Source organism: Streptococcus mitis, assembly GCF_047460035.1.
In the GTDB taxonomy this organism is placed as follows: domain Bacteria; phylum Bacillota; class Bacilli; order Lactobacillales; family Streptococcaceae; genus Streptococcus; species Streptococcus mitis_DW.
This window is the reverse complement of the sequence record NZ_JASHHB010000025.1, coordinates 1-609: the sequence shown is the minus strand read 5'-3', so window position 1 is coordinate 609 and position 609 is coordinate 1. Positions and strand designations below refer to the sequence as shown.

Genomic DNA, 609 nt, shown 5'->3' with positions numbered 1-609 from the left:
AAAGGAGAATACTGATAATGAGAAGCACGACCAACATTTCAATCAGTGTAAAAGCTCGTAGTTTAACGGCATTCAATTTTTTTAACATCATTTTCATGACATCATTCCTTCCATATTTTGATACATTGGTAATAGCATGGCTGCATAGATCATTACAATCACGACAGCAACAATAATAAAAATGAGGGGTTGCACAAAGGTTGTTGCCTTATTAAGACGGTTAAAGAAAGCCTGCCAAACCTCTTCAGCATAGACTTCTAACTCATAGCCCAACCTAGCATTAGCCTCTCCATAAGCAATAATCAAGGATAGTTCCTTAGTGAAAAAAGGGTGACTAGCAATACGATCAGGAAAACTCTGTCCTAGCATCAAGGCCTCTTCTAAATCAGCCCCCAGCTCACGAAAGAGCTTAGACTTTTGCTCTTGCATAAGAGAAACCAAGTCTAACAGGTCAATCCCTTGTCCTAAGAGATTTCCCCATTCCCTAGCATAATAGGCGGTCGTATATAGCCTGACAGTTTGCCCCACATCTGACACCTTCATGGATGGGGCATCGTTGATACCATCACCCATATAGCCTACCTTATGCCCATTTTCCTTAAGGCTTAG

2 protein-coding genes are annotated in these 609 nt (G+C 41.1%); both read right to left on the bottom strand.

Going from position 1 to position 609, the window contains the following annotated elements; all coding sequences use genetic code 11:
• Window positions 1-97, bottom strand: a 97-nt coding sequence (locus QM956_RS10540) for a prepilin-type N-terminal cleavage/methylation domain-containing protein (RefSeq protein WP_414302517.1), incomplete at its 3' end; no start/stop codon positions are given.
• On the bottom strand, window positions 94-609 hold a 516-nt coding region (locus QM956_RS10535), incomplete at its 5' end, for a type II secretion system F family protein (protein ID WP_414302516.1). The genes QM956_RS10535 and QM956_RS10540, both read right to left, overlap by 4 nt.